General features: G+C 61.4%; 9 protein-coding genes, 2 pseudogenes and 1 other annotated feature. Of the genes and pseudogenes, 2 read left to right on the top strand and 9 right to left on the bottom strand.

From position 1 onward, the window contains the following. Positions 1–21: 21 nt before the first annotated feature. The 4 genes from SR858_RS09830 to SR858_RS09815 all read right to left on the bottom strand — a co-directional run bounded on the left by SR858_RS09830 (position 22) and on the right by SR858_RS09815 (position 6,581). Positions 22–2,253, bottom strand: coding sequence for a family 1 glycosylhydrolase (locus tag SR858_RS09830; RefSeq protein ID WP_019920604.1), 2,232 nt, complete (start codon positions 2,251–2,253; stop codon positions 22–24). Positions 2,254–2,301: 48 nt separating this feature from the next. Further along, positions 2,302–3,453: a UDP-galactopyranose mutase gene (glf, locus tag SR858_RS09825; protein ID WP_019920603.1), complete on the bottom strand. Its 1,152-nt coding sequence runs from the start codon at positions 3,451–3,453 to the stop codon at positions 2,302–2,304. Positions 3,454–3,545: 92 nt separating this feature from the next. Next, entirely contained in the window at positions 3,546–4,763 is a 1,218-nt protein-coding gene (locus SR858_RS09820) for a glycosyltransferase (protein ID WP_019920602.1), read from the bottom strand. A 60-nt stretch (positions 4,764–4,823) separates the two neighbouring features. Further along, the gene (locus tag SR858_RS09815) at positions 4,824–6,581 is read right to left on the bottom strand and encodes a glycoside hydrolase family 2 protein (RefSeq protein ID WP_019920601.1); all 1,758 of its coding nucleotides are present in this window, start codon (positions 6,579–6,581) and stop codon (positions 4,824–4,826) included. A 371-nt stretch (positions 6,582–6,952) separates the two neighbouring features. Here SR858_RS09815 and SR858_RS09810 point away from each other — a divergent pair. Beyond that, positions 6,953–7,626: pseudogene (locus SR858_RS09810) on the top strand (IS3 family transposase); the annotation flags it as partial. After that, positions 7,180–7,271, top strand: a sequence feature (AL1L pseudoknot). (Overlaps the previous pseudogene by 92 nt.) Positions 7,627–7,904: 278 nt before the next feature. Here SR858_RS09810 and SR858_RS09805 read toward each other — a convergent pair. Beyond that, a complete protein-coding gene (locus SR858_RS09805) occupies positions 7,905–9,632 on the bottom strand; it encodes a methyl-accepting chemotaxis protein (protein ID WP_019920598.1) in 1,728 nt (575 codons plus the stop codon). Between the two features lie 966 nt (positions 9,633–10,598). On the opposite strand from SR858_RS09805, the pseudogene SR858_RS09800 reads away from it, so the two are divergent. Then, a pseudogene (locus SR858_RS09800) lies at positions 10,599–11,327 on the top strand (transposase); the annotation flags it as partial. Positions 11,328–11,611: 284 nt separating this feature from the next. Here the strand turns inward: SR858_RS09800 and SR858_RS09795 are convergent. The 4 genes from SR858_RS09795 to SR858_RS09780 form a co-directional block, all read right to left on the bottom strand. After that, positions 11,612–12,265 carry a right-handed parallel beta-helix repeat-containing protein gene (locus SR858_RS09795; protein ID WP_154819779.1) on the bottom strand — a complete coding sequence of 218 codons (654 nt, stop codon included), beginning with the start codon at positions 12,263–12,265 and terminating at the stop codon, positions 11,612–11,614. A gap of 35 nt (positions 12,266–12,300) precedes the next feature. After that, positions 12,301–13,176 (bottom strand): right-handed parallel beta-helix repeat-containing protein, encoded by an 876-nt coding sequence (locus SR858_RS09790; RefSeq protein ID WP_019920594.1) that lies wholly within the window; start codon positions 13,174–13,176, stop codon positions 12,301–12,303. Between the two features lie 13 nt (positions 13,177–13,189). Then, a complete protein-coding gene (locus tag SR858_RS09785) occupies positions 13,190–18,217 on the bottom strand; it encodes a DUF6765 family protein (RefSeq protein WP_154819778.1) in 5,028 nt (1,675 codons plus the stop codon). A 101-nt stretch (positions 18,218–18,318) separates the two neighbouring features. Further along, on the bottom strand, positions 18,319–19,044 hold the full coding sequence (locus tag SR858_RS09780) for a hypothetical protein (RefSeq protein WP_154819777.1): 726 nt from the start codon (positions 19,042–19,044) through the stop codon (positions 18,319–18,321). Positions 19,045–19,052: the final 8 nt, after the last annotated feature.

Raw genomic sequence — 19,052 nt, 5'->3', positions numbered from 1 at the left:
GCCTTGAAGGCATTTAGGAAGTCAGCCGCTGATCGCTTCGATGCCAGAGAGATGATCGGTGCGCTGCGCCATGAACCGGGTCAATGCGTTATCAAGTGTGGGCAGCAGCACGGCGCGGTGACTGCGCAGCGCGCTATTGGCGGGCCGCCTGGCAATGTAATTGCAGTCGGAAGATTTCTGTTCGTACAAGGCCGTGGGGTCCATCCTCGCATGCACGGCCGCCCTGCGTGCCAGCGCGAACCATGAAACCACGCATCCGTTGGTGAGATGCCAGATTCCGCGCTCGCCGTCAACGACCAGGTTCAGGCACGTATCGACCAAGTCGGGGACATAGGTGGGCGTGATGATGAGGTCACCGGGAGCGCCGAATGCCTGCCCTGCTTCCAGCGCCCCCAGCGCGCGATGCACGAAATTGTACTTGTCCCATGGGCCGAAAAAGCTGCTGGTGCGTATGACCAGGGCATTAGACAACAGGCCCAGAACCGCCTGCTCGCCGTCAGCCTTGCTGCGTCCATAGACGTTGATGGGCGAGATGTCATCGGTTTCGACATACGGTTGCCCTGCCCGGCCATCGAACACCAGGTCACTGGAGAAGGTAGTCAGATGGATGCGATGGCGGGCACATGCCATGGCCAGTACATGCGGGCCATGGGCGTTCTCGCGAAAACATCGTTCGGCATCGCGCTCTGCATCGTCAACGCGAACATAGCCGCTGGCATTGATCAATGCCCACGGCTGGTAGCGCTGGAGTGCGCGCTCGACCGAGTCGGGGTCGGTGATGTCCATCTCGTCCCGGCTGACCAGCCTGAACGCAAGGTTGCGCTCGGTACAGATCCGGGCGAAAGCGCGGCCCAACGTGCCGTTTGCGCCGGAGATCAGCAACGGTGCACGCATGGCGGCATCCGGTGCCGCAGGGGCCGCCGCTATACTCTGTCGCAAGGCACTGCGCCGGCCCGGATGATAGCGCGTGGGGCGCCGCCACCAGCCCAGCCCCAGGGCTGCTGGATGCGAAAGGCTATCACCGGCGGCGACCTGTTGCAGCAGTCGGGCCACGGCGGTGGGGCGCGGTTTGCCGCCACGAATGTCGAAAGCGCCTGATTCATAGTGGCCCGCCTGGCGCGTGACCAGGCTGTCCCAGTCAAACGAGCCCAGCAGCGCCCAGGCCGTGACCGCCTGCATGTCGACGCCTGCGGCCTGGGCCGCCAGGGCAGCGTCCCAGATTTCCGCCATCCAGCGCAGCTGGTCTTCACGGCCAGCATGAATGTGCGCCTCCGTGATGGCGATCGGCAAACCATAGCGGTGCCAGGCTTCGATCAACAACGGCGCCAGATGCGCCTGCGGTGCTTCGGCCACCCGCGCCGCTTCGGTATCGATACAGGGCTGGCCATCGATCAGGCCGGGGCGCAGGTGCGGATATCGTTCGACACGGTGATCAAGCCAGCGCTCGCTGGTGACGTAATAATTGACGCCGATGATGTCGGGCGGGCACGGGTGTTCGCGGAACCACAGTAGATCGGCAGCGGTGGCGCCGTGCTTGAGCAGGTACGCCCACAGAGAATGGCGCTGATCGACCTTGCCGCACAACAGGTCCCACGCCAGCCAGCGCCTGTCGTTGTAAAACTCCGTCACCGCTGCCATCTCGACCGTGCCCCAGGTTTTACCGAGGTCGTCGGTTTGCACCAGTTTCGCGGACGGGTTGACGCTGCGCACGGCCTGCATAGCCAATACCGTGGCGCGCGCCTGGTTCAGCACGGCGGTGACAAATGCGCGGTCGCTGGAGGCGTGTGGGTACCACAATCCATACAAGGTGCTAAAGCGCGCCGTGGTCAGCGGTTCGTTGACCGGCGTGTAATGGTCTATCCAGGGATAGCGTGCGGCAACGGCACCCGCATAGGCAGCCAGTGCAGGTGCAAAACCGGCGTCGATCAGACTCGTATTGCGCGGCCCGCTGCCGTGGTGCACCAGGCCCGCGATCACGGTGATACCGCGTTCGCGACAGGCCGCCAGCGGCACGTCGACCACCGACCAGTCGGCCTGGTCGAGACCATCGGGCGCAACGCGCTCCCACAATACAGGATACCGCAGTGCCGACAGGCCTGTGGTATGCAATAGTTCGATGTCGTCGGGGCGGGACTCGTGGCCGCTCTGCGCGGCCTGGTCGAAATACCGATCGCCGACGCGGTTGACCGTGCATTCGATGCCGCCCCATAAGGCCAGCGGCTGCGTCACTGATTTGTTCCGGAAAATCTGCATGCGGAGTCCCTTGCAAGAAGCGGTCGGAGCACGAACGGCGGCAAGGCGCTACGTCAGTGGGTCGATGACGAATGCAGGCATGGCAACGCGGTCATCCGCACTGGCCAGGAACCTGTCGGCGGTGATCAGTGCCTCGTGGATGGTGACATCCATGTCCAGATAGCGGTAGGTGCCAAGCCGCCCGACGAAGGTGACGTTGCGCTCCTGCCTGGCGATTGCGACATATCGTTCGAGCTGCTCCTTGTCGCGCGCCAGGCGGATCGGATAGTACGCAATATCGTTGTCCTCGCATTGCCGGCTGTATTCCTTGTACAGGATCGTGCCTTCGTGCTGCTCCCACGGCGAGAAATGTTTGTGCTCGGTAATCCGCGTATATGGCTGGGCAGCGTCGCAATAATTGACCACGGCGTTACCCTGGTAGTCGCCACGGTCGCGGAACACCTCGAAGTCCAGGGTTCGATATGGCAGACGACCCTCCGAATGACCAAACCACGCGTCGATGGGGCCGGCGTAGAAAACATGCTCGAAATCGTTTTTCGATACCGGGTCGAACGGTGTGCCGAGGTACACGCTGACGCCCGGCACATCGAGCATCTTCTGGACCAGCGCCGTGTAGCCGTTCACCGGCATGCCCTGGTACTTGTGGCTGAAATAGTTATCGTCGTAATTGAAGCGCACAGGTAAGCGTTTCAGGATGCTTGCCGGCAGTTCACTGGGCGACAGCCCCCATTGCTTGATCGTGTAGGTTTTGAAAAACGCCTCATACAGCTCGCGGCCGACAAAGCGCAGCGCCTGTTCTTCGAAGGTCTGCGGATTATCGATGGTTTTGTCACCGAGGGCCGCCAGAAACTCGGCGGCCTCAGCAGGGCGGAAAGTCTTGCCGAAGAACTGGTTGATGGTCAACAGGTTGATCGGCAAGGTGTAGACCCGGTCGCCCGTAATCGCCTTCACCCGGTTCACATACGGCTTGAACTCGCTAAAGCGGTTGACGAATTCCCATGCCCGCTCATTATCGGTGTGAAAAATATGCGGGCCGTACACGTGCAGCATGACGCCGGTCTCGGCATCGCGTTCGGAGTGGCAGTTGCCGCCCACGTGAGGCCGTGCCTCGAACACCTGGACGGTATGGCCGGCTTGCGCCAACTGGTGGGCAATCACGGCCCCGGAAAATCCTGCACCGACAATGGCGATAGGTTTCATCTGGTCTCCCGCAACGTGTGGGTTATTAACTGCGGCCGCGGCCGGTTCGAGCCGGGCAGCGAACGCGGCCGCGTCAGCCGCCCGGCGGTGGTTCACGCTACCAGTTCGGGCCGCTGAACGAGGGCGCGTTCTGCATCGAGTTCGTGGGCGCCGGTTTTGCCCGCAAGTACTGCCGACTCCACCGGCGGCACGTCATGCCGCGAGCCGGCCACGCGTTCGGCAGTGGCGTGTTCAAGCAACTCGCGCATATGTTCTGCCGTGGCGTCCCAGGACGTCGCCGCAATAATTGCCCGCATCTGTTGCGCCATCGCGCCAGTTCGCTCGCCGGTCTGGCACAACGCTTTTTCGCAATGGGCGATGAACTCGGCGTGGTCGTGGCCGATGGCAACCACATGGCCATACGGCTGCTCGACATCGGTGATGGCGGTGCTGACGATGGGTAGCGATGCGGCCATGTACTCCAATACCTTGGTCGGGCTGATGAAGCGGGTCGACTCGTTCAGCGCGAAGGGCAACAGGCACACGTCCCAACCCGCCAGAAATTGCGGCAACACCTGGTACGAATGCTGCCCGAGGTAGTGGATGTTGGGGCGCACGGGAAGGTCCGCCGCGTCGATCTTGACGACCGGTCCGACAAGTACGACTTGCCAATCCGGATGCGCATCGGCAATGGCTGCGATCAGGCCGGTGTCGAACCGTTCATCGATGACACCGTAGAAACCCAGGCGCGGCCTGCGGATGTGCTGCTGCAGGGGATGGACGTCGCTACGGTCGAGCGAACGTTGAAAGTGCGCTGCATCGACGCTGCTGGGAAAGCAGTAGGCATTGGCGTGCCGGTTGCGCTTTGCTTCGTACAGGCTGGGCCCGCCGGTAAATACGAGATCGGCAACTGCCAGCAGCGCCGCCTCGCGCTGCAGCAGTTCGGGAGGCGGATTCTTGAACGCCGAGAGTTCGTCCATGCAGTCGTACACCACCAGTGACGGATGCTGCTGCGCCAGCAACGGCAGCGCCATCGGGGTGTAGAACCACACGATCGGATCGTCATCAGGCGGTACCAGGTTGGCCAGCAGCGATTGCAGGACTGGCATCTGTTCGTCATGGAACCCGGGGGCCTGCACCGGGGTGTGAGGCTGGTACACGGTCAGATTAGGTGCAGGGCTATAAGCGTGCAGGTGCGGCGCGGCCGTATCGAACAGCGGTTCTTCGATGAACAGCACCTTGTAGTGTTCGGCGAGACGCGTGAGCAGCTGCTGCGGCCGCTGATAAACGAAGTCCCAACGCAGGTGACAGAAAACGATTACGGTTTGCATGAGACTCTCCTTGGCGGGCTCTTGCGAGCCGGTGGTTAGCGGTGCAGTAGACCGCGGGCGTCAGCGTCCTGCATTACGGGTAGCGCTGTTGATCTGTTCAAGCGGAATCTTTGGGGTGCGGTCTGCATTGAGCAAGCCATTGGTCTCCTGGAAGGTGTCGGCAAACTGCGTGTAGCAGAAGCCGCTGAACATCGGCGTCTCGTTGACGACCTTGAGCAGTTCGCGGTACATGCCTTCGAATGCTTCGGCGGTGTTGGTGCGCGAGTAGCCCCAGGTGTGATGCGATGGCGCCTTGGGGTCATACGCGATGCCGCCAAATTCGGTCAGCACGATCGGTTGTCCCCTGTGCGGGAAGCCGTCCAGTGTCAGTATCCGGCCGCCAGGGCGACGCCGGTCGAACAGCGTTTGCGACTCCTGGCTTTCGTAGCGCGCGCGCAGGCGCTGCGGCTCTCCATCGTAATCGTGGATGCCGAGAATATCGGTGGCGGCAGCTTCCCAGCCATCGTTGCCAATCACCGGGCGCGTGGCGTCCAGCACCCGCGTCAGATGGTACAAGGCCTCGACGGCGTTACGATGTGCTTGCATGGCCGTAAGATTGGGCACACCCCACGATTCGTTAAATGGCACCCAGACGATCACGCAGGGATGGCTGTAATCGCGCTCTATGGCCTCGGTCCACTCCTTGACCAGCCGTGTCACCGCGCGCGGACTGAAAGCGTAGGCGGAAGGCATTTCTTCCCACACCAGTAACCCGAGCTTGTCGGCCCAGTACAGGTAGCGCGGATCTTCGATCTTCTGGTGCTTGCGCACGCCATTGAACCCCATCGCCTTGGCCAGTTCAACATCGCGGCGCAGCGCTTCGTCGTTGGGCGCCGTCATCAGCGATTCGGTCCAGTAGCCCTGGTCCAGAACCAGGCGCAGCTGGTACGGCCGTCCGTTGAGCATGAAGCGGTCGCGGTTGAGCGATACCGAGCGTAGTGCGGTGTAGGATCGCACGGTATCGAGCACGCGGTCACCGTGGCGCAGCGTCAGCTCGGCATCGATGAGGATGGGCCGCTCGGGACTCCACAGCAGCTCGTTGCGGGAATCATCGATGCCGGGATCGGACAAGGCGATCTTCCGATTCGCTTCGAGTCCAACAAGCATGTAGATATCGTCGGCCAGCACCTTGTCGCCGAGCGAGAGCCGGACCTCCACCGACAGTCCGGATTTTTGCTTGCCAGCCGCCAGGACCTCGCAACCGATTTCAAAGCCGTCAAATATCGGCGTCCAGCGCAGCTGCTTGATATAGGTGGCAGCCACCTGCTCGATCCACACCGTCTGCCAGATGCCGGTGGTGCGCGGGTACCAGATCGAGTGGGGTTCGCGCAGCCAATCCTGTTTGCCGCGCGGTTTGTGCAAGTCGGCCGGATCATCCTCGGCCCGGACTATCAACACCTGTGGCGCGCCGGTCACCAGGGCATCGGTGATATCGGCCGTAAACGGCGTGTGGCCGCCTTCGTGCTGGGCAACCAGGCGACCGTTCAGCCATACCTTGGCGGCATAGTCGACTGCGCCAAAGTGCAGCAACACGCATTCGCCGTCGCGGATCAGGTCGAAGTTCAGGCGGTACCACACGCACGGGTGGAAGTTCTGGTCGCCAAGTCCGCTGGCTGCCGATTCCGGGGCAAACGGCACCTGGATGCGATGCTCCCAGTTGATGCCCTCATCGGGCCCGCCATACTGCAGTTCGTCGTCATAAGCGAAATCCCATTCGCCATTGAGGGACAGCCATCCGTCTCTTACCAACTGGGGCCTGGGATACTCGAACTGGCTCATGTACGCTCCTCGAAAAACGCTGACGTTATTGATGCAAGCAACCAGGCTTCCGTCATTTCGACCTGAAGTAAAATTTTAACAACAACTATTGGGGCACTATGTGCGGCGTTTCACCAAGTAGAAAAGTTGCTTGAAACCGTTATATTGCCCGTCTTCCAATCGCCACACGGTATCGATATTGATCTGAACTCTAGAATGGGGGGCTTAAGCTAGGCCATCCGTTATGACATTGCGCCGCTTCGCAGCGGCGAGAAAGCAGGTCGAAAAGTGAATCGCCCCGGGTTTGAAGGAGGCTCCAACATTTGAGAAAATGGAGCCACCATAAAAAACCAGTCCGATATTCCCTTGAAGTGAGGGAGCGCGCCGTGCGCATGGTCCAAGAGGCCGGCAGCGAGTACGAGTCGCAGTGGGCCGCCATCACGTCCATTGCAGGCAAGATAGGCTGTACCGCCGAAACTTTGCGTCGCTGGGTGCGCCAACGTGCGCGTGACACTGGCCAGCGTGAGGGCGCCACCACCGTCGAGAACGAGCGCCTCGAAACGCTGGAGCGAGAAGTTAAGGAGCTGCGCAAGGCAAATGAAATTCCACGCCTGGCCAACGCGTTTTTCGCCCAGGCGGAGCTCGACCGTCGTTTCAAGTCGTGAGAACGTTCATCGATCAGCACCGCCAAGCGTATGGGGTCCATCGCCAGTTCAAGGCACAGCGGCCCAATCAACTCTGGGTGTCCGACTTCACCTACGTCTCGACCTGGCAAGGCTTTGTCTATGTGGCGTTTGTGATTGATGTGTTTGCCCGACGCATTGTGGGCTGGCGCGTCAGCAGTTCGATGCGCACCGACTTCGTCTTGGATGCCTTGGAGCAGGCGCTATACGCCCGTCAGCCTGAGCGCGACGGCGCCTTAATTCACCATAGCGACAGGGGCTCGCAATATGTTTGCATCCGCTACAGCGAGCGTCTTGCTGAAGCCGGCGTTGAGCCCTCTGTTGGTAGTAAGGGCGAGAGCTATGACAACGCCCTGGCCGAGACCATCGCAAACTACTATCGACAACTTTCCGAGCAGGCTATGTCACCTGACTCACACCAAACGGCCTCCTAAATTTCCGGGGCGATTCAAAATCGCTACATAAAAAATATGCACTCAATCCCAAAGAGATTCGCTTGTGATGTTTTCCCACCGTGAAGCCATTGAGCCAATCGGCAAACGGCAGCTGACTGGCGGTGCGGCCGGCATTACCCGGTGCAATCGCCGCACTCCCTTAACTATCCTATCGCGTTACCCCAACGGGCTTGGCAGGGCCGGGTAGACAGGGAGAAAAAGCGGACTTAGAACTCTTCCCACTCGTCAGCCCCGCCTTTGGCCATCATCGGTTTGGCGCTGGAAGGCGCCGGCTTCTGGGTCGGCTTGGCGCGCGGCGCAGCCGTCGTGGCCTTGGCAGGCAACGCACGCGGCACCGGGGCGGCCTTCCCCTTCGAGGCCGCTGCGCGCACGGGAACGGCAACGGGATCGGCAGTCAACCGGAAGACTGCCACCGCTTGCGCCAAAGCCGCCGATTGTTCCTGCATCGACTCGGATGCGGCGGCAGACTGCTCCACCAGCGCTGCGTTTTGCTGTGTGACCGCATCCATTTGCATCACCGCCTGGTTAATCTGGTCGATGCCGGCTGTCTGTTCGGCGCTCGCAGACGAGATTTCCGCCATGATGTCCGTAACCCTTTGCACGCTCGTGACAATCTCACGCATGGTATTGCCCGCCTGGTTGACCAGCGCGCTCCCATCGGCCACCTTGATGGTGGAAGCATCAATGAGCTCCTTGATTTCACGCGCGGCCGAAGCCGAGCGCTGCGCCAGATTCCGGACCTCGGACGCTACGACCGCAAAGCCGCGTCCATCTTCGCCAGCGCGTGCTGCCTCGACTGCCGCGTTGAGCGCCAGGATATTGGTCTGGAATGCGATACCGTCAATCACGCTGATGATATCGGCAATCTTGGCCGAGGAAGCATTGATGTCGTTCATCGTCTCGGTGACTTTCTCGATCACCTCCCCCCCACGTGCGGCCACGTCCGATGCCGTGCGCGCCAGGCCATTGGCTTGGCGTGCGTTGTCGGCGTTCTGCTTGGTCGTGGACGTCAGCTCCTCCATGGACGACGCAGTTTCTTCCAGTGAGCTCGCCTGTTGTTCCGTGCGCGACGACAGGTCCATGCTGCCGGATGCCACTTCCTTGGCGGCTGTGGCAATGGTCTCCGTACCAGTACGCACGGCCCCCACCGTGGCGGCAAGGCTCTCATTCATCGCTTTCAGGGCCAGCAAGAGCTGTCCCATCTCGTCGGTCGTCTCGACATTGATTTGGCTGGTAAGGTCGCCAGCGGCGACGGTCTGGGCAATAGCCAGCGCCCGCTGGGCGGGACGCGTGATCGAAACGGTAATAGCATAAGCAATGGCTGCTCCCAGCGCCAGCGCCACCGCGCCGAGGCTCCACGTCAACAACTGGCTATTGTGGAAGGTGCTCGCGGCTGCGGCTGCTGTGCTGGCACTTAACTCCTTCTGGCGCGTTGCCAGCGCGATGGTGGCCTGTTTAAGGTCCTGGAGAATGGGGCGCAATTCGGTGGTCAAGAATTTGCGGGCATCGTCTGGCCGATTTTCCTGGACCAGGCTAATGAGGCGATCCTGGCCTGGCCGGTAGCGACCAATCTGGATTTTCATCTGGGCGAACATTTCACGTGCCCTGGGATCTTTTAAAGTGGCCTCCAGCTTGTCCATGGCCGCCTGGTTGAGCTGGCGCGTCGCCATGATCCGTTGCACCTGTGCCTGGCGATCGGACAGGTCGTCAGTGAGCATCATGTTGCGCAGCGCAATTGCGACCTCGTTGACTCCGACGAGTATCTGCGTGGTAGCTTCAATTTTCGGCAACCTGTCATTGACAATTTCGTCCGTACTGGCGTTGATGCGTGACATCATCAGATTGCTCACGATAAGCATCGACAGCAAGAGCAGGCATACCGCTCCGAACCCCCCACCCAGCCGCATACCGATACGCATGTTTGACATCTTCATTGCCACTCCTCCAATAGGTGATTATTTAATAATATTTATTATAAATTCGCGGGTTACGATGTCGCTCTTGACACAGCAATTATTGCGCCTATTCACCGCCGCAGCCAGTGGGTGTACCAATGAAGATTTTAAAAACAACAAACAGCGGCGGACAGTGAAACGACGCTTAACCCAGCGGGAGAGATTTTGACGAGGAGGTATGCTTGAAATTACTCAGCGCGTCAAGATAGGTCGCCACCTCCAGCCCGTTGCCTGCCGCCCATCAGTACAACACAACGAGAGCGGATAGCGAAAACTCCTACACGGCGGAGGGGTAAATAGCAGGATGGCCTGGAGGAATTAGGAATTCATAATCCATTTGCAAAAGGTTTTACTGCCAAATCCCAATAACAAAACCGTCTGCCAATATTGATATATTGAAAATTTTGTGGGTTTGGATATATTGATTTAACAGCATGTCCGTCTAAGCCCAAAGGCGCCATCACCTCTTATTGATATGGAAATCCAGATGTAATCGCATTACCACAAAGTAATTTGCCTATGATTGGACTGCTGTATGCCTGCCATCGCCACCTATGCGCGCCAAACCGGCTCCGAATTTCTTGATGCTTTCCATGATGCACCTCCTGCGTAAAGGATGCGTAAATCATGCGTAAAGCGTAGCAGAAATCAGTAGTTTTTAACGGTCAGAAGTTGGCTATGATGCAAAGCAAAAACGCCATAAACCCCCTGATTTTCAAGAGCTTATGGCGTTTTATAAGGAACCGCTGAAATGAGGGCTGGTGCTCCGAGCCGGAATCGAACGTCGTTAAAAATCAACAGCTTGCGCACCGGTTGCGTAAAATCTGGGGAGTCTGTATCCAAGGCCGTGCACGTCAAGTGTCACTTACTCGAATAGGAATTCACGGTCAGCTTCACCGACAAGCACCTGCGCGAACGTATGGGCACCGTCACGCGCATCAACGAGAAACCATGTTCACCGACGCCGGGCGGTTCGGCCAGTTGAAAAAAGCGCTTGCAGAAAGAATGCTCCAGGCAGAGCTCACGCATCACCTGGCGCAGCAACGCAGTGGTCCGGAGCCGACGCGGAATCACCGCAACGGCAGCAGCAAGAAGTCGGTGCTGGCAGCCGAAACGAAACTTGAACTCGACATCCCACGCGACCGCGACGGCAGCTTTGAGCCGCAGCTCGTGGCCCGCAGGCCATCAACGGCGTTTTCCCGCAAGCGCAGATCCAGACCTGCATCGTGCACCTGATCCGTAATAGCCAGGGATTCGTCGGCTGGAAGGAGCCCAAACTGGTTGCCGCCGACCTGAAAACATCTACCGCGCCACCACCGAGGACGAGGCGCAGCGGGCTCTTGAAGCGTTTGCCAGCGGCCCTTGGGAACTGAAGTATCCGACCATAACCGCGATCTGGCGGCGCCAGTGGCAAGAGGTGATTCCGTTCTTCGTCTATCCGGTGGAGGTGCGTCGGATCATGTACACGACTAACGCCATCGAAAGCTAAATATGCAAGTGCGTAAGGTGATCAAGAATCGCGGCCACTTCCCCAACGACGAGGCGGCGACAAAACTGATTTGGCTAGCCTTGCGCAACATCGCGAAAAATTGGAAAATGCCAGCCATCACCTGGCGCGCCGCGAAAAACCAATTCGCCATCCTGTTCGCCGAGCGCTTCACGGCGCACCTGTGACCAAGCATTGAAATTAGTTAAATGACTTCGGACACACAGGCCTCGACCAGCCAGGCAGAAGCAATTCGTCCGATTTTATGCGGTTCCGATACCCTCACCGAAAAGTGACTCAGCCAGTTCGTTAAATTTTTTCAAATAGTAAGATCAATTCTATGACTAAGCCGTGTTCCTTTTCGTTGTGACTACATGTCTTATTGCCACGGACAAAACAAAGACACAGCGCGTTTTGTATTCAGCAACCGGCAATGTCGACGCTCCAAAGAAAAGCATTGATGCCTCGCCGCCTATTCGCGCGCAGCATCGACACGGTTATCACGGATCCGGTTGCCGCTGCCGCCAACCTCGATCGCCGTGCGCACGTCGGTAAACCGCATTTGCTCCACCACGAAGCCGGTACCGCTTGAGCCGTCAGCCGGACTGGCCGGCCTGGCAGCATCGTCGGGCAGAGGGGAACTGCCCCCATCGACCAGCGTGACGCCGACGCCGCCCCCGGCGATATGGCCGTTGTGAATGCGGATACCCCGGCCGCTGCCCCAGATCCCGCCACGGTCGCGGGTGCCGGACACGCGCAGTATATTGCCGCGAAGATCAAGATCGACATTGCTGGCGCGGATCTCGATCAGGTAGCCGCCACAGTCACGGGCTGCCGGTGGACACTCGGACACATGCCCTTGTTGCAAGCAATATTTGCCAGGATGACGGATGACCAGCGCCGGCTTGCCGGGCATATCCGGCTCCCACTGCACCACCTCGCACGCACGCAGGTCCGGCTGCACGCCGGGAACCGGTACGGTAATCTCGCGCGGCACCAGCTGCTGCTTGATGCCTTCGCTCACCAGCTCCCACACCAGGCGGCCGCCCCCTATTTCCTGGGCACTCACGACTGGCGTGACAATTGCCGCCAGCATGGCGGCGCATATCGTCCGTCGAAAATTCATGTGGCTTACTCCGTGGTAGTGCTGCGCGCCTGCCGTCATTGGCGAACGCTGCTGCGTTCGTCGAGCTCGGTGGCTGTTTCCGTGTCGATCTCGTTCGACTCCAGCACCACATCGGTACTGCTGCTCAGGCCCACGCCGATAGTGCCGGTGCGGGCGCCGCCCACCTGCACCGTATTATTGGCTACCAGCGTGCCATTGGCAGAGCGAAGATACATGGCGTAACCTTTCCAGCCTGGTGTGAGGTCGCTCAGGCGAAACGTGTTGCGCTCGATGCGCGCGGCCGGGCCGTAGCTGAGCAAGGCAAACGGCGGACCACCGGGAGCCGTGTTATCAAGCGTGGCGTCGATGCGGTTGTCGCGGATCTGGTTGCCGCTGCCGCCCACCATGATCGCCGTGCGCACGTCGCTGAACTGCATGTGCTCCACCACGAAACCGGTCGCGGTAAACACGTCGGTGGTCGAGACCGGCAAGGCGGGATAGGCGCCAACCGGTGAGTTGCCTTTGTCCGACAAGACGATGCCCTTGCCAGCGCCCTCGATGCGGCCATGGTGGATGCGGATATTGCGCCCGTTACCCAGTACCCCGCTAAAACTTCGGGTACCCGACACGCGCAGCGTATGGCCGCGAAAGTCCACATCGACGTTGCTGGCGCCGATATCGATCAAGTGGCCCATGCAACCATGGGCAAGCGGCGCACAGGCAAACTCGTAGTCCTGGTCGAGGCAGTATTTGCCGGGACGCGTAATGCTGAGGGTAGGCTTGTCGAACCCGGCGCGGTCCCAGTGCAGGACTTCGCACGCGCCGGCTGCCGCCTGCGCGGTGGACCTGACCGGTTGCTGCGCGATCGCCGGCAAGACGATGGCGAGCGCCAGGCTGGCCGCCACCGCGCTGATACTATGCGGTAAATTCATTGCTCATTCCTTGTCAACGCAGGATGGTGCCGGGGTAGTCGGTCGGATTAAGGCCCTGGGTATTGGTATCGCGATTGTTCTTGGCATCGGTCGCTTTATATCGATCCGCCCCGGTGAGATCGATGCCTTCGATATTCAGTGCCCGCAGCAATGCAGACAGCTTTGCCAGCTTCAGCGGGAAGTCCTCGGCGTTACTCTCGTTCTCCGGTATCGCATTAAATTCCATCATGAACTGGCGGATCACCGTCCAGTTGCCTGCCTTCGCCGGATCGCCGTACGCCAGCAATTTATTGAATGCCGCCTGCTCCATGTTCAGCGTACGCAGTTCGTTGACATCCCAGTTTACATCGTGCGGCGGCAGGAACAGGTTGACGGTACCGTGGTTGTCCGACGTCCACTCGCCCCACTCCTTGCCCTGGTGGTTGTAGGTATAGTCGGGATCGTGGGCCAGCAAACCGTGGCCCAGCCCCTGGTTTTTCTGGTCGACCGTGAGCCCCAGGATGCCCCAGCGTATCACGTTGATCTGTTTGACGGGATCGAAGGTCACGTTATTGTAGTCGCGGTGCGAGAAAGTATCCTCGAACGAGTGCAGAAACTCGCCCGCGAATTGCAGGCACGCGTTGCGGTTGCCGGCGGCGGCCGCAATCGCGGCGGCATTCTCCAGGTTGCTCAACTGCGGGCTGCTCGGATTCATGATGCTGGCGTCGCCCTGGCCGCCGGGCAGCACGAAGTGATATTTCAGCAATGCTTCGGCATTCACGCTCATCGATTGCGGACTAGTCCCATGCGGCATGGGCTTGGTCAGCGGGTTCTCGTCCACATACTGGGCGCCCAGCGCCAGCATGCGCGCATCGGCCTGGCTCAGTCCCGCCGCCAGCGCCAGCACGAAGGTGGTGTAGTAGTGGATATCGCTTTCGTACAAGCCCAGCGGATCGATATTCGCCAGCGGGTTCGACGCGGCATAGGTATAGGGATTGAGGCCGCCTTCCACGCCCATCGGATCGGGCGTGGTGTAACGCCCGGTGCGCGGATCGTAATCGCGGTAATAGTTCTGGTGCAAGCCGGTTTCCGCGTCGTAGACCTGGCCGGGCAGGCGCAGCGACATGCTGGCTTGCTGGCCGTCTTCGTGCGCGGCGTACAGGACGGTTGCCAGTCCAAACGCGTCGCTGCGCGCCAGCCAGGTGATGCGCTGCCGGGCATCGGTCATGGCTTGCGGCACGCCCAGGTGGTCGGTATGGATGGCCGACAACCGCGCGACCGTGCCCGGCTGCGACGAGGCGCCCAGCTTGTGCCACAGACGCGCGGTGGTGCTGTTGTCGGGCACGATATCGACCTTGGCTACCGGCTTGCCGTACAAATAAATATAGTGGGCGGTGATGCGGCCATCGGCGTCGGTTTCCGCTGCCAGCCGCTGTTCGCGGTACAGGCTGTAGCTGGTGCGGGCCACGCCATCGCTGCCGTACACGGTTTTCGCCATGCGCTCGCCAAGGCTGCCGTACGCGTAGCGCGCCAGCGGACGGCCGTTGGCGGCATACACTGCCACCGGCCGCCGTCCCGCATTGTAGGTCACGCGCTGGTTGCGCCAGCTGCTGGCCGTTGCCGCCAGCTGCACCAGCGGCACGCCAGACGCGTGATACAGCCAGGCCGATTGCGGCGGCCCGCTGGCGGCATCGGCAGCAATTGCCTGCAGGCGATTGCTGCCGGCGGCATAGGCGTAGTGCAGCGCCGGGCCGGCGCCGCCATCGGTGCTACGGCGATTGCCGCCGCGATCATAGGCGTAGTGCTGCGGCGTGTCATCATCCACCGCCACCGACGTCAGACGGTTGAGATCATCGTACTGGAAATGCTCACGGCGCGTACTGGCCGGCAGATTGCCGGCCTCGCCCTGGGCGCGCTGCAACGCTTGCAGGCGGCCGGCCTGGTCGTAACGATTGTCCTGGCTATACACCAGCGGCGCGGTCTGTCCCGCGCCAGTCCACCAGGCCCGCAGGCGGTCGAGCCAGGGGGCATCGTCCGGCGGCGCGCCGCGCTGCGCATCGATCTGTGTCATGCGGCCACGCCTGTCAAACCGCATCTGCTGGTGCACACCATTGCCAAACGTGAGCGCGGTCATACCGCCCACGATGGTCTGCTCGATGCCGCCCACTACCACCTGCTGGTCGAACAGCACCTGCTGCAGCCGCGCACCCTGCGGCGCGTAACGGTAACTGAGCGTGTGGCCATCTGGCAGCACCTGGGCGGTCAACCGCCCGGCGCCGTCGTAGCTGTTGCGGGTGACGAAATTCAGGCCGGCAGCCTGCGTGAGCGCCACCGTGCGCAGCGCCGCCGGTTTGCCGGGCGCGGCGTCCACCTTGGCCAGCCATTGCCGCTCTTCGGTGATCTGGCCCAGCGCATCGTAGGCAAATTGCGTGTGTTCCACCGGGTGGTCGGGGTTGCCGTCGCGCGTGACCAGCACTGCTGCCAGGCGCAGTCCCTGGTACCGGTAGTGCGTGAGGGCCGGTTGGGCGCCGGCGCCCAGCGCTAGCAGGCGATTGGCGTGGTCATAGGTAAACCGTACCGTGTTGCCGGTCTGGTCGATGCGCGCCACCATGCGGCCCGCCACGTCATGCTGATACAGCGTGACGCCGCGATCGGCGTTCGCTTCCATCACCTTGCGGCCGAAGTCATCGTAGCGCCGTTCGGTCACCACACCATTGGCATCGGTGACTGCAGTGAGCTGTTGCAGGATGTCGTGGCGCAGGCGGATGTGGGCGGCATCGGCGCTGCCATCGGCATCGGTGCGCTGCGCCAGCAGGCCCTGCTCGTCGTAGTCGTAGCGGGTAGCGATGCCCAGCACGTTGCTGCTAGCCGTAAGGCGGCCGGCATCGTCGTAGCGGTTGTGCCGTAGCAGGCCGAGGCTGTCGCCCACCCGGGTCAGGCGGCTGGCGTCGTCGTACTGGAAATCGATACGGTTGCGCAAATCGCCGGCGCCAGCGCCAGCGTAGCGCAACTCGGACTGGCGGCGTCCTTCGCTGTCGTGCGCCAGCACGATCTGGCTGCCGTCCGGCAGTATGCGGTGGGTCGGCCGGCCGGCCGCGTCGTACAGTACGTGCGTGGTGAGCACGCCGCCAGTGGTGGTGCTGGTCATCAGTCCCATGGCATTGTACTGGTAGCTGAGTACGCGGTGCATGCGCGTGGCCGCGGCGGGTTTGCCGGCGGGGTCGTTATAGTACGCCTCGACATCGACCTGCAGCGGCTGACTGCGCCAGTTGTAGCGGGTGGTGGTGGTCTGCACCAGCGCGCCGTCGGTCACGCGCACGCGCACCGGGCGCAATGCCTGGTCGCGTTCGATCACTTCGCTGACCACATTGCCCGGTGCGATATTGCGCAACGGCAGGCCGGTGCGGCTGTCATAGTCGGTGCGGCTGATGTCGCTGTTTGCCGGGCCGGCATCGCGGTCGGCATTGGGCAGCGGACCATCGTGCTGCACCAGGTGGCCGGCCGCATCGTAGCGGTAGCCGCTGGCGCGGCTCAGCGTCGCTGCCACACCCAGGCCGTCGTAGGTCGGCACGAAGCCGGTTTGCTGCAATGCCAGCGGCAGCTGCGCGGTACGTTCGCGGCCGTACAGGATGCGCGTGAGCGCCTCCTTGCCCGCCACCACGCTGGGCCGCGCAATCAGCGTGGGCCCCGCGGCGGTGGCGCTGCCGTATTCATACCGCGCCTGCAGCTGGGCCGGACCAGGCCGCCCGTTGCGATAGGTAATCAGGCTGAGCCTCAGCACCCGGCCGTAATGATCGAGCTCGGTCTGGACCTGTTGCAGCGCCGCGCCTTGCCGGTCCAGCTGCGTTACGGCAGTGAGCCGTCCCAGCTTGTCGTAGCTGTAGCGCTGGTTGCTGGGACCGCACAGTGCGCAGCCGGCGCCGCGCACTTCCAGCAGGCGATAATCATCGGCCATCGTGGCATAGCGGTAGGTGGTCTGGCCGCCCTGGCTGTTGGTCACCGTGGTCAGGCCGGGGCGGTCGAAGCGGACCGTCACCTTGTCGCTATCGTTGGCGTGCGTCGAAAGCACTGCCTTGCCGTCCGCCTGGTACGCATACGTGGCGTAACGCCAGCTGGCCGGGCCGGCAATGCTGATGCCGGTCAGGTACGAAGGATGGGCCGCATCTTCGTAGTGATACTGGCGTGCTTCGGCACCACCGGGATAGCCCACCCGCACCAGGTTGGCAATCCGTGCCGGTTGCGCCGCGCCGTCATCATGGTCGTAGTCGAAGCGGCCCACCGGACTGTCGATGCCGCGCACGCCGCGAAAGCGGGCGCCCTGCTGGCGCTCCGGATACAGCAGCCGCAAGCTGCGTCCCTGCGGGTCGGTCACCTTGACCAATAAGCCTTTGGCGTCGTACATCAGGCTGAGCATCTCGCCGGTAGCAGCCTTGATCTGCGCCAGCTTGCCGCGCTGGTCGAAGCTCAGTTCGCGTCCATCGCGCCAGCGCCAGATGTACTCGTCACCGCCCTGGCCGTTGCGGCGGATGGCGATGCTGCCGTTGGCCGGATCGGCGCCCACGGCCAGCGCCGGGTTGGCCAGGTCGCGGCTGAACATCAGGCTGCTGCCCTCGGCCTGGAACACTTGCAGCGTCTGGCCCACCGCGACCAATTCAGTTTCATAAGACAGCTTCCAGCCGCGTCCGAGTAGTCCCGGCACCGTGCCATTGCCGCTGTAGAGGCTGTTATAGTGGCGCACGATCTCGAGTCCCAGCACGCCTGGCAGCGCCGCCATGTCTTCCTCGCGCTGGTACTTATTGCCGGTCATGACATTGATCGGATTGCCGGCGCCGATATTCACGCTGGCCGCACCGGCCTGCTGGCTCGCTGGCGCGGTACGGACATCGCACTTGCCGCCGGTGGGACCGGCATCGCCGGGACAGGCCACTGCCGTGCCTGCCGCAGCGGCCCACAGGACGCCGGCCAGCCAGCGCGTGCGCCAGCCGCCGCGCGGAGTGGTTCGCCATGGCGTGGTTATCGCTGCGGTGACCAGCAACATCAGGGTACGGGGGGTGAGGTTCAAGTGCTCTCCTGTTTAAAACTGGACAATGGCAACTGGTCAGGCATCAATCATTGGGGCGAACGTGACGGCAGCCATCTGCAAGTGCCGGTTCCAGGTTAATCTCATGGCCGGGATCGATGCTCTGCACGCTCGATTGCAGCGGCCATCTGCGGCGAACACATGACAACTTCCAGCGGATGGTCGGCATTGCTGGTTTCGGGATGCTGAAAATCCTGGCTCGCATAGTGCTTGCCCTCGCAGTACTGCTTGCGTAAAAAGTTCATCACCGTCAGATAGTCGGCATTGCTGACCATTTGCGGCGTGTCGAATTCAGTGTTCCACTGGTATACGGCGTAACTGTCCGCATCGGCCACAAAGTCGGGATAGGCGTTGGAGAAACCGATAAAGTACGGCGCTTTGGACTTGCTGGAATACGCCACCAGTACCGGCGCCATTCCCGTCACGCCATCGGGCATCACCAGGCCGTCGGGTACGGGCAATTGCTGCTTCCAATGCGGTCTCATTTTCTCGATGTTGCCAAAGGTTCTCGCGCCTTTGTCGGTGCCCAGCAAGATCGCTTCCTTTGCGCCGTACTCGGGTAATCCGGTATTCATCGGGTATGCCAGCGTCATGATCCAGTCGCACCAGCCATCGCCATTGAGGTCTATCGTGGTGGCGGCCGCGCCCACCGTTTCGGCATGCACCGTTTCCTTCATCTTCGGCGCCGGACGACCGGCACCTTTGCAGGCGGCCGGCGGCTTCAGGCTCAAGTCCGCTCGCTGCAGTGCCGCCGCCTGCGCCGACACCACACAGATTACCGATGCCAACGCTATCCAGATCTTTTTCACTGTCGCTT

The sequence above is a fragment of the Duganella zoogloeoides genome, assembly GCF_034479515.1.
Lineage (GTDB): Bacteria > Pseudomonadota > Gammaproteobacteria > Burkholderiales > Burkholderiaceae_D > Rugamonas > Rugamonas zoogloeoides.
The sequence above is the reverse complement of the archived record's forward strand: the minus strand, read 5'-3'. Positions and strand labels throughout refer to the sequence as shown.

What these genes read in the sequence shown, in the direction of transcription:
- SR858_RS09795 (WP_154819779.1), bottom strand. Translation starts at nt 12,265, where the DNA reads ATGAATTTTCGACGGACGATATGCGCCGCCATGCTGGCGGCAATTGTC.
- SR858_RS09820 (WP_019920602.1), bottom strand. Translation starts at nt 4,763, where the DNA reads ATGCAAACCGTAATCGTTTTCTGTCACCTGCGTTGGGACTTCGTTTAT.
- SR858_RS09815 (WP_019920601.1), bottom strand. Translation starts at nt 6,581, where the DNA reads ATGAGCCAGTTCGAGTATCCCAGGCCCCAGTTGGTAAGAGACGGATGG.
- glf (WP_019920603.1), bottom strand. Translation starts at nt 3,453, where the DNA reads ATGAAACCTATCGCCATTGTCGGTGCAGGATTTTCCGGGGCCGTGATT.
- SR858_RS09805 (WP_019920598.1), bottom strand. Translation starts at nt 9,632, where the DNA reads ATGAAGATGTCAAACATGCGTATCGGTATGCGGCTGGGTGGGGGGTTC.
- SR858_RS09790 (WP_019920594.1), bottom strand. Translation starts at nt 13,176, where the DNA reads ATGAATTTACCGCATAGTATCAGCGCGGTGGCGGCCAGCCTGGCGCTC.
- SR858_RS09830 (WP_019920604.1), bottom strand. Translation starts at nt 2,253, where the DNA reads ATGCAGATTTTCCGGAACAAATCAGTGACGCAGCCGCTGGCCTTATGG.